Source organism: Cellulosimicrobium sp. SJTW-1, assembly GCF_047716875.1.
GTDB lineage: Bacteria > Actinomycetota > Actinomycetes > Actinomycetales > Cellulomonadaceae > Cellulosimicrobium > Cellulosimicrobium funkei.
The window spans coordinates 1501152-1514181 of record NZ_CP136680.1; the positions used below are offsets into that span (position 1 = coordinate 1501152).

The window sequence follows — 13030 nt, forward strand, 5'->3', positions numbered from 1 at the left end:
GGGCCCGGGTTGGTGGGTCCCCACAACTCGGCCGCTCGCAGGTCGGCCGGTCCCCGCCTCGTGCGGCGCCCGCGCCGTGCGCGAGGATGGCGGGCATGGCGACCGCGCACGACCCCGAGACCCCGTCCGGCGACGAGCGACCCCCGCTGCGGGCCGACTTCCTGCGCGAGCTGCTCGTGGCGCCCGCCGGTCCGCTCGCCCGGCTCGAGGTCGTCCCCGAGTCGGCGTCCACCAACGCGGAGCTGGCGGCCGCCGTCGTCCGCGACCCGGCGGCGTGGCCCGCTCCCGCGCTCCTCGTCGCCGAGCACCAGCCCGGGGGCCGCGGCCGGCTCGGCCGCTCGTGGACGACGCCGCCCCGCACCGCCCTGCTCGGCTCCCTCCTGCTGCGGCCCGACGTGCCGCGCGAGGCCCTCAGCTGGCTCCCGCTGCTCGCCGGGCTCGCGACCGCCCGCGCGCTGCGCGCCACCGCCGGCGTCGAGGCCGTCGTCAAGTGGCCCAACGACGTCCTCGTCCCCGACCCCGGCGCGGGCGAGCCCGCACCGCTGCGCAAGGTCGCCGGCATCCTCGCCGAGGTGCTGCCCGACGGCGGGGTCGTCGTCGGCGTCGGCCTCAACGTCGCACAGCGGCGCGACGAGCTGCCCGTCCCGACCGCCACGTCGCTCGCCCTCGCCGGAGCCGCGACCACCGACCGGGAGGTCGTGCTCGTCGCGCTGCACGAGGCCTTCGGCGAGGTTCTCGCGCGCTGGCAGGACGCCGGGGGCGACGCGCACGCCGCCGGGCTCGACGCCGACTGCGCCGAGGTCAGCGCCACGCTCGGCACGCGCGTGCGCGTCGAGCGCGTCGCGGGCGGGGACGTCGTCGGGCTCGCGATCGGGCTCGCCCCCGACGGCGGCCTCGAGGTCCGCCTCGACGACGGCACGACGACCGTCCACCACAGCGGCGACGTGCACCACCTGCGCCCCCACGACTGACCGGCCCACGCCTGACCCGCCCCCGGACGGCCCCTCGAGATCGGCGGTCCGCGGCCGGATCGGCGGTCGTGCGTGCCGATCTCGCGTGCGCCCGCCGACGTCGACGAGCCCGGCCGAGGAATAGGATCGCCGGGTGCCAGTGGACCCGGAGAACGAGCTCGCCCCCGCACCGTCCGCGACGACCGCGGAGGATGGCGCGCCGACCACCGAGGCCGAGGCGACCGAGGCGGTGCTCGACGAGGCGCTCCTCGGCGGACCCCGCACCCTGACCGTCGAACGGCTCGCCGAGCGGGCCGGCGTCGACGAGGACCGCGTCCGCGCCTACTGGCAGGCGCTCGGCCTCCCGCTCACCGAGGGCGAGGAGCACGCCTTCACCGAGCGCGACGCGCAGGCGCTCGCGGACGTGTTCGCGTTCGCCGAGCAGGAGCAGCTCGACCAGCGCGCGCTCACGACGCTCATCCGCTCGACGGGGCACACGACCGAGCGCCTCGTGCTGTGGCAGGTCGAAGCGCTCGTCGAGCACCTCACGCGGCGGTTCGACCTCGACGACACGAGCGCGCGCCTGCTCGTGCTCGACCGGCTGCCCGAGCTCGCGCCCGTCCTCGAGGAACAGCTCCTGCACGCGTGGCGGCGCCAGCTCGCGGCCGTCGCCGGGAGGTTCGCGGTCGAGTTCTCCGACGCCCGCGCGACCGCGGTCGACGAGCACGAGCTCCCGCTGCCGCGCGCGGTCGGGTTCGCGGACATCGTGTCCTTCACGCAGCGCACGCGCGGGCTCGGCTCGAGCGAGCTCGCCGAGTTCGTGCAGCTCTTCGAGACGAGCGCGCGCGACGTCATCACCGCGGCGGGCGGGCGCGTCGTCAAGACGATCGGCGACGCGGTGCTCTACGTGGCCGACGACGTCGCGACCGGTGCGCGCGTCGCGCTCGGCCTGGCCGCGGCGGGCGGCCGCGAGGAGGACGTCGACGTGCCGCCCGTACGCGTGAGCCTCGTGTGGGGCCGCGTGCTGTCGCGGTTCGGCGACGTGTTCGGCCCGAGCGTCAACCTCGCGGCGCGCCTCGTCGACATCGCCGACCCGACGACGGTGCTCGTCGACCGCGAGACCGCGGGCCTGCTCGCCGGCGACCAGCGGTTCGCGCTCACGGCGCAGCCCGAGACGGAGGTGCAGGGCCTCGGGACGATCGAGCCCGTGCGCCTCCAGTGGGCCTACCGCGGCTGACCGGCTGCGCCGGGCGCGCGGCCGCCGACGTCCGCGCGGCAGGACCCGTGCCGGTCAGACGGCCTCGAGGAGCCCCGGGCCGTCGTTCGTCACCGAGTTGACCAGGGTCGAGATCTCGCGCGCGACCATGGGGACGTCGTCGTGCGGGCCGCCGAGCCCGAGGAGGTCGGCGGCGCCCCGCGCGTCGACCGCCGGGTCGAGCCACGCGTCCCAGGCGTCGGACGGCAGGGCGAGCGGCATGCGGTCGTGGATCTCGGCGAGGTAGGGCGCCGCGTCGGTCGTGATGATGGTCGTCGAGACGAGCCAGCGGTCCGGGTCGTCGTCCGCCTTGGTGCGGTCGCGCCAGAACTCGTAGAGCCCCGCGAACGCGGCGCTGCGCCCGTCGCCGGGCGCGATCCAGTACGGCTGCTTGAGGACCTTGCCCCGGCGCGCCGGCGCGCCCGCCGACCCGGCGGGGGACGCGCCGTCGGGCAGGACGCGCCACTCGTAGTAGCCGTCGGCGGGCACGAGGCACCGGCGCACGCCGAATGGCTTGGCGAACGCCGGCTTGTCGAGGATCGACTCCGCGCGCGCGTTGATCATGCGCGCGCCGCCCTTCGGGTCCTTCGACCACGACGGGACGAGGCCCCAGCGTGCGAGCCGCAGCGAGCGGCGCACCTCGCCTGTGTCCTTCGCGGCGCGCTCGACGACGATCCGCACCGGGTCCGTCGGCGCGAGGTTCCACGACGGCGGGAGGAGGCGCGCGTCGTCGGCCACGTCGGCGATCGCGAACTCGTCCGCGAGGTCCTGGGCGTCCCGGAAGGAGGCATAGCGTCCGCACATGCCTCCAGGGTGCCGCACGCCACCCACGCTCGCGTCGGGCCGGTAGGCGGGCGCCCGGGGAGGGCCGCCGGGCTGTGCGCGTGACGCCGGGCCTGCGCCGGGGGAGAGCAGGGTCACGCCCGTGAGCCCGGTCCGCACGCGATCGAATCGTTACGATGGGAGTCATGCCACCCTCCTCGGTCGACCCCGCCGTGCCCCGACCGAGATCGTCCGCCCGCTGGGTCCTGCTCCTCGGCGCGCTCGCCACGCTGCCCGCGCTCACGGTGGACATGTACCTCCCGCTCCTGCCCGAGGTGGGCGCCGAGCTCGGTGCGCCCGACTCCCTCGCGCAGCTCACGCTGTCCGGCATGCTTCTCGGCGGCGCCGTCGGGCAGCTCGTCATCGGGCCGCTCTCCGACCGCTACGGCCGTCGTCTGCCCGTGCTCGTCGGGCTCTCGCTGCACGTCGTCACGTCGATCCTGTGCGCGTTCGCGCCCAACATCGGCATCCTCGTCGGCCTGCGCGTGCTCCAGGGGTTCTTCAACGCGTCCGCGTCCGTCGTCGCGATCGCCGCCATCCGCGACCGGTTCACCGGGTCCGAGGCCGCGCGCGTCCTGTCGCGCCTCATGCTCGTCATCGGGCTCGCGCCGCTCCTCGCGCCCTCCATCGGCTCGTTCATCGGCGCGCACGCCACCTGGCGGGCGGTCTTCTGGGTCCTCGCGCTCGGCGGCGTCGTGCTCGGCGCGATCGTCCTGTTCTTCATGCCCGAGTCCCTGCCGCTCGAGCGTCGTCGCCCCGCCGGAGCGCGCACCGTCCTGCGCGGGTACGCGGGCCTCCTGCGCGACCGGCACTTCGTCGCGCTCGCCGTGCTCCCCGGTCTCGGGCAGGCCGTGCTCATGAGCTACGTCGTCGGCTCACCCTTCGTCCTGCAGGAGGGGTACGGGCTCAGCCACGGGCAGTTCGCGCTCCTGTTCGCCGTGAACGGCATCGGGCTCGTGCTGTCGGCGCAGGCGAACGCCGCGCTCGTCCGCCGCGTCGCGCCCGTGCGGCTGCTCCGGACGGCGCTCGTGGTGCAGGGCGTGTTCGCCGTCGGCCTCCTCGTGGTCGCCCTGACGGGGGCGGGCGGCATCGTCGGGATCGTCGCCGCGCTGTTCCTCGTCCTGTCCATGCAGGGCCTCATTCCCGCGAACGCCTCCGCGCTCGCGCTCACCCGGCACGGCGAGATCGCCGGCACCGCCGCCGCGGTCATCGGCGCGTTCCAGGCCGGCGTCGCCGGGCTCGTGAGCCCGCTCGTCGGCGTCCTCGGCGGCGACGCCGTCGCGATGTCCACCGTCATGCTCGGGGCGGTCGTCGCGTCGATCCTCGTGCTCGGGCTCGCCACGCCCGCGTTCCGCCGCGGAGGCTGGCACACGCCCGTCTGACCCGTTCTTCGCCGCCCTTTCACACGTCCTCCTGCCGGTCCGGCGCACGTTTCCGCGCGCGACCCTCTACTCTCGGACCGTGCCGAAGTCCGCCCCCGCCTCGCCGCCCGCACGCGCGAGGTCCCGCGCGACGCAGGAGACGCGTTCCCGGGAGGGCGGGACGGACAAGCCCACCGGGGGCCCGCACCACGCCCGCGCGCTCCGTTCGCACCGCGTCGCGAGGGCGATCGGGCTCGTCCTCACCGGCGCGCTCGTCTTCGTCGCCGTCGGCGCGGGAGCCGTGTACCTCGACCTCAAGTCGAAGATCACCGTGAGCGACGTGTCCGAGTACGTGGTCGGCATGCCGACCGAGGCGCCGCCCAAGGACCCCTCCGACCCGTTCGCGGGCAAGGCGCTCAACATCCTCGTCATGGGCACGGACTACCGCGACGCCGAGAACGCCGCGCTCGCGGGCGAGGAGGAGGGCATGCGGTCCGACACCACGTTCATCGTGCACGTGTCCGGCGACCGCACGCGCATGGAGGTCGTGTCGATCCCGCGCGACTCGCTCGTCGACCTGCCCGCGTGCAAGCTTCCCGACGGGTCGATGTCCTCGCCGCGGCGCAACACCATGTTCAACGAGGCGTTCCAGATCGGGTCGGGCGGCGTCGACGACATGGACGCGGCCGCCGGCTGCACGATCTCGTCGGTCTACAGCCTCACGGGCGTGCCCATCACCAACCACGTCGTGGTCAAGATGACCGGGGTCATCGGCGTGGTCGACGCGATCGACGGCGTGACGATGTGCTTCCCGGAGCCGATCAAGGAGGATCCCCGGTACGGCACCCTCGACCTGCCCGCCGGCGAGCACACGCTCGACGGGCACGAGGCGATCGGCTTCCTGCGTGCGCGTCACGGCACGGGGATGGGCCTCGAGATGGGCTCCGACCTCACGCGCATCGCCCGGCAGCAGGCGTTCATCGACTCGGCGGTGCGCGAGCTGCTCTCGCAGAACATCATCACCAACTCGCCCCAGCTCTACGGGGTCATCGAGGCCGTGCTCGGCTCCATCAGCGCGGACCCCACGATCGCGGACCCGACGGCGCTCGCCGGGCTGGCGTTCAGCCTGCGGGCCATCAAGCCTTCCGAGGTCGTCTTCACCCAGGTCCCGGTCGTGGACGCGGCGAGCGACCGCAACCGCGTCGAGTGGACGGCGGAGGCCGACGCGATCTGGCAGCGGCTGATCGACGACGCGCCCCCGCCCGGCCACGAGCCCGTCACGGACCCGCGCGACGACGCCACGGCCCCCGCGGACGGTGCGACCGACCCCGGAGCGGGGACGGACCCGGGCACCACCGACCCCGGGACCGGAGCCGTCGACCCCGGCACGGGCGCGACGGACCCCGGTGCCGGGACCGACCCGGGAGCCGGCGCGACGGAGGAGCCACGCGACGGCGTGTGCGCCTGACCTCGCTCAGGGCCGCGACGCGCCGAGCGCGGCCAGGCGCCGCACCGCCTCGTGCAGGACGTCCTCGCGCTTGACGAACGTGAACCGGACGCGGGACGCGAGCGCGCGCGCCGTCGTCGACCCCGGGGTGCAGAACGCGCTCACGGGGACGGCCACGACGCCCGCGAGGGCGGGCAGCTCGCGGCACAGCGCGGTGCCGTCCTCGAATCCGAGCGCGGCGCCGTCGGCGATGACGAAGTACGTGCCCTGCGGCACGACGACGTCGAACCCCGCGCGGACCAGGCCCTCGCACAGCAGGTCGCGGCGTGCGGCGAGCGAGTCCGCGAGCGCGCGCGGGGTCTCGTCGTCCGCGAGCGCGTCGGCGATCGCGGGCTGGAACGGCGCGCCCGACGTGTAGGTGAGGAACTGCTTCACCGTGCGGACCGCCGTCACGAGCGGCTCGGGGCCGTGCAGCCACCCCACCTTCCACCCCGTGAACGAGAACGTCTTGCCGGCCGAGGAGATCGTGATCGTCCGCTGCCGCATCCCCGGCAGGGTCGCGATCGGCACGTGCCGGGCGTCGTCGAACGTCAGGTGCTCGTACACCTCGTCCGTGACGACCACGACGTCGTGCCGGCGCGCGACGGCGGCGATCGCGTCGAGCTCGTCGAGGTCGAGGACCGTGCCCGTCGGGTTGTGCGGCGAGTTCACGACGATCAGGCGCGTCCGGTCGGTGACGGCGGCGCGCAGCGCGTCCACGTCGAGCCGGAAGCGGTCGGGGCCGGGGAGCAGGGGGACCGTGACGTGCCGCGCGCCCGCGAGCGCGATGCACGCGGCGTGGGAGTCGTAGAACGGCTCCAGCGTCACGACGTCGTCGCCCGGCCCGGCGAGCGCGAGGATCGTCGCCGCGAGGGCCTCGGTGGCGCCCGTCGTCACGAGCACCTCGGTCTCCGGGTCCGGGTCCAGGCCGTAGTGGCGGAGCTGGTGGCTCGCGACGGCGTTGCGCAGCTCGAGGATGCCCGGGCCCGGCGGGTACTGGTTGTGGCCGTCCTCGATCGCGCGCACCGCGGCGTGCTTCACCGCGGCCGGGCCGTCGACGTCCGGGAAGCCCTGCCCGAGGTTGATCGCCCCGGTGCGCTGCGCGAGCGCCGTCATCTCGGCGAAGATCGTCGCCGCGACCGCGCCGTCGGCGCCCAGGAGGCCCGTGGCGCGCGCGGCGGCCTGCCAGCGGCCGGGCGGGAGGTCCGTCATGGCCCGACCCTAGCCGTCGCGACGACCACGATGTGGGACGCCGGGAGGGAGGTCTTGCCTCGACGGCGCGGGATTCCGGGGCGCCCGCGACCTCGTCCACAGGGGCGGTTCACGGGGGCGCGTCCATGCCCTACTCTCTGGCGCAGATCGTTGACGACCGGCGGGGCAGCCGGCCGACGGAGCAGGGGGAATGCTCGACATGTCTACGGACACGCACGCCGTCGGCGTGCTCGAGGGTGAGGTGCGCGAGCTCGTCCGACGGCGCGGGGTGGACCCCGCGCGCGACCGCGCGGCCGTCGCCCAGCTCGTGCGCGACGTCGTCGCGGACTACGAGACGCGCAGCGCGCTCGGGGCCGTCGCGCCGCTCGCCGATCCCGCCGCCGCCGGTCGCGCGGTCGTCGACGCCGTCGCCGGGCTGGGCCCGCTCCAGCCCTACCTCGACGACCCGGAGATCGAGGAGATCTGGATCAACGCGCCCTCCCAGGTGTTCGTGGCGCGCGGCGGCTCGTCGGAGCTGACGACGACGATCCTCACGGCGCAGCAGGTGCGCGACCTCGTGGAGCAGATGCTGCGGTCGTCCGGGCGTCGGCTCGACCTGTCGAGCCCGTTCGTCGACGCGTGCCTCCCGGGAGGGGAGCGGCTGCACGTCGTCATCCCCGACGTCACGCGCAGCGAGTGGGCGGTGAACATCCGCAAGCACGTCGTCCGGGCGTCGCACCTGGACGACCTGGTCCGGCTCGGCGCGCTCCCGCCCCAAGCCGCCGCCTTCCTCGACGCGTCCGTGCGGGCCGGGCTGAACATCCTCGTCGCAGGAGCCACGCAGGCGGGCAAGACGACGATGCTCAACGCCCTCGCCGGGTCGGTCCCGCCCGCGCAGCGCGTCGTCACGTGCGAGGAGGTGTTCGAGCTGCGCTTCGCCGTGCGTGACGTCGTGTCCCTCCAGTGCCGGCAGCCGAGCCTCGAGGGCACGGGGGAGATCCCCTTGCGGCGCCTGGTGAAGGAAGCGCTGCGCATGCGCCCGGACCGCATCGTCATCGGCGAGGTCCGCGAGGCGGAGAGCCTTGACCTGCTCGTCGCGTTGAACGCCGGGGTCCCGGGCATGTGCACGATCCACGCGAACTCCGCCCGGGAGGCGATCACCAAGATGTGCACGCTGCCCCTGCTCGCGGGCGAGAACGTCTCGGACCGCTTCGTGGTGCCGACGGTCGCGTCCGCGATCGATCTCGTCGTGCACCTGGGCGTCGACGCCGACGGGCGTCGCGGCGTGCGCGAGATCCTCGGTGTGACGGGCCGCGTCGAGCAGGGCGTCGTGGAAGCCGCGGAGATCTTCGTGCGTTCGGGCGACCGGCTGGTGCGGGCGGGAGGCTTCCCGCCGCGCGCGGAGCGCTTCGCGCGCGCGGGCATCGACCTGGCAGCGGTCCTGCGGGCGGGCCCGGCCAGTGCCGACGTGCTCGACGGCGCCGCGCCGACGAGGGTGGGCTGACCGTGGGCGTGGCGGTGGGCCTCCTCCTCGGCGCGGGGCTGTTCTGCGTCTGGTGGTCGTTCTGGGCGCCCGGGCCGCCGCGCGTGCGCCGTGCCGACGGGTGGGCGGCGCGTACGCAGGACCTGCTCGTCCAGGCCGGTGCACCGGCGGTGACGCCCGGTGCCCTGGTGGTCGCGAGCGTCGGCGTCGGGCTCGTCGTCCTCGTGGTCGGGACGGTCCTCGCGCGCTCGTGGACCATCGCGGCCTGCTTCGCCGTGATCGCCGCGGGTGCGCCCTCCCTCCTCGTGCGGTCCCGCGCCCGGCGGCGGCGTGCACGGCTGCGGGAGGTCTGGCCCGAGGTGCTGGACCACCTGTCCTCGGGCGTGCGCGCGGGGCTGTCGCTGCCCGAGGCCGTCGGCCAGCTCGGCGAGCGCGGTCCGGTCGAGCTGCGCGAGCCGTTCACCCAGTTCGCGCGGGACCACCGCGCGTCCGGCCGGTTCGGGGAGTGCCTCGACCTGCTCAAGGACCGGCTCGCGGACCCGGTCGCCGACCGCATCGTCGAGGCGCTCCGGATCACGCGGGACGTCGGCGGCACCGACCTGGGGCGCCTCCTGCGCACCCTGTCGACCTTCCTGCGCGAGGACGCCCGCACGCGCGGTGAGCTCGAGGCCCGCCAGTCGTGGACCGTGAACGGGGCACGGCTCGCGGTCGCCGGCCCGTGGGTCGTGCTCGGCTTCCTCGCGACGCGCCCGGAGACGGCGGCCGCGTACAACTCGATGACGGGGGCGGTCGTCCTGGCCGCCGGCGCGGCCTGCTCCGCGGCGGCGTACCAGCTCATGCTGCGGATCGGGCGGCTGCCCGAGGAAGAGCGGGTGCTGCGATGAGCGCCGTCGACGTGTCCTGGACCGGTGCCGCGCTCGGCGCGCTCGGCGGGCTCGGTGTCCTCCTCGTGGTCGCCGGGCTCCGGGGGCGGTCGATCCGCCTCGACGAGCGGCTCGCGCCCTACCTGCGCACCCACGACCGCACGTCCGTCCTGCTGCGCGACCACCCCGTGCGATCGCCCTTCCCGACCCTCGAACGACTCCTCGCGCCGCTGCTCGCCGACGCCGGCCGTGCGCTGGAACGGTTCGGCTCGACGGCGTCCGACGTCCGGCGCCGCCTCGACCGTGCCGGCCGCGGACGCAGCGTCGAGCAGTTCCGCGCACGGCAGCTCGTGTGGGGCGTCGTCGGGCTCGGCGGCGGGACGGCGCTCGCCGTGCTGCTCGCGGCGACGCGGGGGTCGTCCGTCGCCGCCCTGGTGATCCTCGTGCTGCTGTGCGGCGCCGGCGGGGTGCTCGCGTGCGACCACGCGCTGACCCGCGCCGTGCGACGTCGGGAGGAGCGCATGCTCGCCGAGTTCCCCACGGTCGCCGAGCTCCTCGCGCTCGCGGTGAACGCGGGCGAGGGGCCGGTCGCCGCGCTCGAGCGCGTCGCGACCACCGCGCACGGCGAGCTCTCCGGCGAGCTGCGCACGACCCTCGCGACCGTGCGTGCCGGGACCCCGCTCGCCCGGGCGCTCGAGCAGCTCGCCGACCGCACCGGGCTGCCGAGCCTCACCCGATTCGCGGAGGGGGTCGCGGTGGCCGTCGAACGGGGGACCCCGCTCGCCGACGTGCTGCGGGCGCAGGCGCAGGACGTGCGCGAGTCGGGACGCCGCGCGCTCATGGAGGCGGGCGGGAGGAAAGAGGTCGTGATGATGGTCCCCGTCGTCTTCCTCATCCTTCCCGTGACGGTGGTCTACGCCGTCTTCCCGTCGCTCGCGACCCTGCGGCTCGGCTTCTGAGCAGCAGCCACAAGACGTCCGGCACGACCGTCCGGCACGACCGATCGAAACGACGACGAAGGAGAAGCATGCAGGGGTGGAGTCGAGGGAACCAGGCCGTGCGCGCCGCAGCGCGCGGCGCGCTCGGGCGGCTGACCGGTCAGGACCCGGAACGCGGTGACGTACCGGGATGGGTGCTCATCACCTTGATGACGGCGGGGCTGGTGATCGCCCTGTGGGCCGTCGCCGGGCCGGCGCTGACGCAGGCCTTCAGCAACGCCATCTCGAGCGTCGGCGCCCCCTGAGGTGGTGCGTCGCGGTGGCGCGGAAGTCGGCGTCGAGGACCCGGAGCGGGGCTCCGCCGTCGTCGAGTTCACCCTCGTCTCCGTCCTCGTCCTCGTGCTGTTCCTCGGGGTCGTCCAGGTCGCGCTCGCCGTCCACGTGCGCGCGACGCTGGTGGACTGCGCGGCGGAGGGCGCCCGCGTCGCAGGTCGTGCCGACCGCGGCCCCCACGACGGCGTGGCCCGCACGCGCGACCTCGTCGTGTCCGCGCTCTCGGCGCGGTACGCGCAGGACGTCGTCGCGCGCCAGACCGTCGTGGACGGTCTGCCCGTCGTCGAGGTCACGGTGACCGCGCCGCTCCCGGTCGTCGGGCTGCTCGGCCCGGCCGGAGCACTCACCGTCCGCGGTCACGCGCTGGAGGAGGCCCCGTGACGCGCCTGCTCGCTCGGCTCTGCGCGAGGCTGACGGGGCGGCGCTCGGACCGGGGGAGCGCGGTCGTCGAGTTCCTCGGCGTCGCGCTCGTCCTCCTCCTATCGGTCCTCTACCTCGTGCTCACGGTGGGTCGGGTGCAGGCCGCGACGTTCGCCGTGGAGGGCGCCTCCCGCGAGGCGGCGCGCGCGTTCGTCACGGCACCGTCGAGCGACGACGGCGCCCGGCTCGCCTCGGCGGCCGTGGCCCTGGCGCTCGGCGACCAGGGGTTCGCCCCCAGCGCGGGCGGTCTGACGATCGCCTGCTCGTCACAGGCCTGCCTGGAGCCGGGCGGCGAGGTGACGGCGCACGTCCGGCTCGACGTGCCGCTCCCGCTCGTGCCCGAGCTCGTGCGGGGGGTCGTCCCCCTCGCGGTCCCCGTGGAGGCGCGGCACGTCGCGTCCGTCGACGCGTACGCGGCGCGGCGGCCGTGAGCGCCCCGACACCCCTGGGCGCCCCGGCGCCGGGTGATGCGCCCGGACCCGGCGCCGGGCGACGGTCCGGGGCGGTCGTCCGCGGCTCGACGGCGCTCGTCGCGCGGCTCCGGGGCTCGGGCGAGCGGGAGGAGGACGGCCGCATCCTGCTGCTCACGAGCGCGTTCGTCGCGTTCGCGCTGCTCCTCGTGACGGTCGTGGTGAGCGCCACGGAGGTGCACCTCGAACGCAAGCGGCTCTACGCGCTCGCGGATGCGCTCGCTCTCACGGCGGCCGACTCGACGACCCCTGAGACGTTCTACTCCGGCGGCGCCGCGCCGCCGGTCGAGGGCGCCGTCCTCACGCTGACCGACGCCGGGATCCGCGCGGACGTCGACGACTATCTCGCCCGGAACCCCGCGGCGCTCGCCGGTCTGAGCGAGGTCGTGGTGACCGACGCGTCGACCGGCGACGGGCGCACGGCGTCGGTCGGCCTTGCCGCGCGGGCGCGACCCGCGATGATCAGCTGGGTGACCGGGGCGTGGAGTGATGGCATCATCGTGCGTGCAGAGTCACGTGCCAGAGCGTGGTGAGCACCTGTTGCTGTTCGACGAAGAACGTCCAGGGAAAGGAATACCGCAACGTCGCGTGAGCGCGCTCGCGCGCCTTTGTTCACTTTCTTAACTTTGGATGGCCACTTCTGGTTCGGCCCTGTCAAAACCCCAGGTTCGCCGCTATGGTGATCCGGTCCGACAACAACTCCAACGATGGAGAGCTACAACATGAACGCACGAGCAACGAAGAAGCTCGTCGCCGGGGGTGCCCTCGGTGCGATGCTCATCGGCACGGTCGCCCTCGCGTCCGCCGCCTCCGCCGACCCGGTGGACGGCACCGACGTCGACGTCTCCGTGGAGATCGAGTCCAACGTGGAGCCTGGCAACCTCGCCCTCACCGTCGCCGCGAACTCGACCTCGCTGACCGAGGCTGACGAGTCGTCGATCGAGGGCACGCGCGAGTTCACGGGTGACCTCCCCGAGGTCACCGTCACGGACACGCGCACCGAGGTCGAGGCGGGCTCGAGCTGGTACGTCCTCGGCAAGGCGTCAGCCTTCGCGGGTGATGCTGGCCAGGAGCCCATCTCGGCCGCCAACCTCGGGTGGGCCCCGACCCTCGTCGACGGTGGCGACACCGGGCTTGTGTCCGAGGGCGAGGAGGTCTTCCCTGTTCTCGACGAGTCGGGCGAGCCCGACAACGTCGGCCTCGTCGATCAGGAGCTGCTGCTCTCGACGTTCGACTCGGCCGAGGTCAACCCCGAGGGTTCCTGGACCGCCGGCGCGAACCTCACGCTGCGCACGGGCGAAGACGTCGCGCCAGGCGCGTACAACTCGACCATCACGCTGTCCCTGTTCGAGGACTGAGCCGTCCCGACGTCCCGGTGACCGGTTCCGACCGGGCACCGACCGAGTAGTCACACGACGGGTCGCACCGTCCCGCACGACCACGGTCGTGCCGGGCGGG

At 74.8% G+C, this 13030-nt stretch carries 14 protein-coding genes; 12 read left to right on the forward strand and 2 right to left on the reverse strand.

Features of this window, described 5'->3' with window-relative positions; translation table 11 throughout:
- Positions 1-95: 95 nt before the first annotated feature.
- Together RSE42_RS06775 and RSE42_RS06780 are read left to right on the forward strand one after the other, a co-directional pair.
- The gene (locus RSE42_RS06775; protein WP_051027487.1) at positions 96-971 is read left to right on the forward strand and encodes a biotin--[acetyl-CoA-carboxylase] ligase; all 876 of its coding nucleotides are present in this window, start codon (positions 96-98) and stop codon (positions 969-971) included.
- A 133-nt stretch (positions 972-1104) separates the two neighbouring features.
- The gene (locus RSE42_RS06780) at positions 1105-2187 is read left to right on the forward strand and encodes an adenylate/guanylate cyclase domain-containing protein (RefSeq protein WP_369824877.1); all 1083 of its coding nucleotides are present in this window, start codon (positions 1105-1107) and stop codon (positions 2185-2187) included.
- A gap of 54 nt (positions 2188-2241) precedes the next feature.
- Here the strand turns inward: RSE42_RS06780 and RSE42_RS06785 are convergent, their stop codons facing one another.
- Positions 2242-3009 (reverse strand): SOS response-associated peptidase, encoded by a 768-nt coding sequence (locus tag RSE42_RS06785; protein ID WP_043651325.1) that lies wholly within the window; start codon positions 3007-3009, stop codon positions 2242-2244.
- A gap of 164 nt (positions 3010-3173) precedes the next feature.
- Between RSE42_RS06785 and RSE42_RS06790 the strand changes: the two genes are divergently transcribed.
- Together RSE42_RS06790 and RSE42_RS06795 are read left to right on the forward strand one after the other, a co-directional pair.
- Entirely contained in the window at positions 3174-4409 is a 1236-nt protein-coding gene (locus tag RSE42_RS06790) for a multidrug effflux MFS transporter (RefSeq protein WP_085388240.1), read from the forward strand.
- Positions 4410-4488: 79 nt separating this feature from the next.
- A complete protein-coding gene (locus RSE42_RS06795; protein ID WP_415298331.1) occupies positions 4489-5856 on the forward strand; it encodes an LCP family protein in 1368 nt (455 codons plus the stop codon).
- Between the two features lie 6 nt (positions 5857-5862).
- Here RSE42_RS06795 and RSE42_RS06800 read toward each other — a convergent pair whose 3' ends face one another.
- On the reverse strand, positions 5863-7086 hold the full coding sequence (locus RSE42_RS06800; RefSeq protein WP_415298333.1) for a pyridoxal phosphate-dependent aminotransferase: 1224 nt from the start codon (positions 7084-7086) through the stop codon (positions 5863-5865).
- Between the two features lie 199 nt (positions 7087-7285).
- Between RSE42_RS06800 and RSE42_RS06805 the strand changes: the two genes are divergently transcribed.
- The 8 genes from RSE42_RS06805 (at position 7286) to RSE42_RS06840 (ending at position 12930) form a co-directional block, all read left to right on the forward strand.
- On the forward strand, positions 7286-8569 hold the full coding sequence (locus tag RSE42_RS06805; RefSeq protein ID WP_085951276.1) for a CpaF family protein: 1284 nt from the start codon (positions 7286-7288) through the stop codon (positions 8567-8569).
- Between the two features lie 2 nt (positions 8570-8571).
- On the forward strand, positions 8572-9432 hold the full coding sequence (locus RSE42_RS06810) for a type II secretion system F family protein (RefSeq protein WP_043651331.1): 861 nt from the start codon (positions 8572-8574) through the stop codon (positions 9430-9432).
- Positions 9429-10370, forward strand: coding sequence for a type II secretion system F family protein (locus RSE42_RS06815; RefSeq protein WP_415298335.1), 942 nt, complete (start codon positions 9429-9431; stop codon positions 10368-10370). The genes RSE42_RS06810 and RSE42_RS06815 overlap by 4 nt, the downstream gene beginning before the upstream one ends.
- 68 nt (positions 10371-10438) lie before the next feature.
- Positions 10439-10654, forward strand: coding sequence for a hypothetical protein (locus tag RSE42_RS06820; protein ID WP_021483743.1), 216 nt, complete (start codon positions 10439-10441; stop codon positions 10652-10654).
- A gap of 4 nt (positions 10655-10658) precedes the next feature.
- Positions 10659-11063, forward strand: coding sequence for a TadE/TadG family type IV pilus assembly protein (locus RSE42_RS06825; protein ID WP_034653964.1), 405 nt, complete (start codon positions 10659-10661; stop codon positions 11061-11063).
- Positions 11060-11533 carry a TadE/TadG family type IV pilus assembly protein gene (locus RSE42_RS06830; RefSeq protein WP_415298337.1) on the forward strand — a complete coding sequence of 158 codons (474 nt, stop codon included), beginning with the start codon at positions 11060-11062 and terminating at the stop codon, positions 11531-11533. Before RSE42_RS06825 ends, RSE42_RS06830 begins: the two co-directional genes overlap by 4 nt.
- Complete coding sequence (locus RSE42_RS06835) at positions 11530-12105, forward strand: hypothetical protein (protein ID WP_415298339.1); 576 nt, start codon at positions 11530-11532, stop codon at positions 12103-12105. Before RSE42_RS06830 ends, RSE42_RS06835 begins: the two co-directional genes overlap by 4 nt.
- A 189-nt stretch (positions 12106-12294) precedes the next feature.
- Positions 12295-12930 (forward strand): hypothetical protein, encoded by a 636-nt coding sequence (locus tag RSE42_RS06840; RefSeq protein ID WP_415298341.1) that lies wholly within the window; start codon positions 12295-12297, stop codon positions 12928-12930.
- Positions 12931-13030 lie beyond the last annotated feature (100 nt).

Coding starts and splice junctions, on each gene's coding strand:
- RSE42_RS06805 (WP_085951276.1), top strand. CDS start 7,286: ATGTCTACGGACACGCACGCCGTCGGCGTGCTCGAGGGTGAGGTGCGC.
- RSE42_RS06800 (WP_415298333.1), bottom strand. CDS start 7,086: ATGACGGACCTCCCGCCCGGCCGCTGGCAGGCCGCCGCGCGCGCCACG.
- RSE42_RS06785 (WP_043651325.1), bottom strand. CDS start 3,009: ATGTGCGGACGCTATGCCTCCTTCCGGGACGCCCAGGACCTCGCGGAC.
- RSE42_RS06775 (WP_051027487.1), top strand. CDS start 96: ATGGCGACCGCGCACGACCCCGAGACCCCGTCCGGCGACGAGCGACCC.
- RSE42_RS06790 (WP_085388240.1), top strand. CDS start 3,174: ATGCCACCCTCCTCGGTCGACCCCGCCGTGCCCCGACCGAGATCGTCC.
- RSE42_RS06840 (WP_415298341.1), top strand. CDS start 12,295: ATGAACGCACGAGCAACGAAGAAGCTCGTCGCCGGGGGTGCCCTCGGT.
- RSE42_RS06820 (WP_021483743.1), top strand. CDS start 10,439: ATGCAGGGGTGGAGTCGAGGGAACCAGGCCGTGCGCGCCGCAGCGCGC.
- RSE42_RS06815 (WP_415298335.1), top strand. CDS start 9,429: ATGAGCGCCGTCGACGTGTCCTGGACCGGTGCCGCGCTCGGCGCGCTC.